Source organism: Vibrio sp. 378, assembly GCF_033339435.1.
The window spans coordinates 1-588 of the sequence record NZ_JAWOUO010000850.1 but is presented as its reverse complement, the minus strand read 5'-3'; the positions used below and the strand labels follow the sequence as shown (position 1 = coordinate 588).

Sequence of the window (588 nt, the reverse complement as noted above, 5' to 3'; positions counted from 1 at the left end):
CGCGTGTTTGTTTGTCATTGGTTAAACTCTAGCTCCATCTGCTCCAGTTCTTCCTGAGCAGACATCCATTCCATTTCCACTTCTTCAAGTTCTGATTTGCTCGAAGCTTGAAGGGCCAGCACTTCATTTAGTTTAGCTTTATTTTCGGCTTCATACAGTGAGTTATCCGCCAATTGTTCTTCAGCCTCTGCCAGTGCTACACCTAACTTATCCATTTTATTTTCTAATTGTGTCAGGGTTTTGCGAATTGGCGCCGTCAGTTTACGAAATTCCGCTTCGCGACGTTTTTGCTCTTTCTTCGCAGCGGCACTGTTTGCGGTATCTTTAACTGGTTGCGACGCTTGTGCTTCTTTTCGCTCGGCTTTTTGTTGTTCGGTCAACCATTTGTAGTAGTCGTTTAGGTCACCATCGAATGGTGCAACTTGACGATCATGCACTAAGTACAAATCATCAGTGGTTGCGCGCAGTAAGTAACGGTCGTGTGAAACAATCACCATCGCACCTTCGAACGTTTGCAGAGCCATGGTTAACGCTTGGCGCATGTCTAAGTCTAGGTGGTTGGTTGGTTCGTCGAGTAGCAATAAGTTT

Annotated in this window: 1 pseudogene; it reads right to left on the bottom strand. The window is 45.4% G+C overall.

The window, feature by feature from the left end:
• Positions 1–14: 14 nt before the first annotated feature.
• Positions 15–588, bottom strand: a pseudogene (locus R7Q48_RS29200) (ABC transporter ATP-binding protein); the annotation flags it as partial.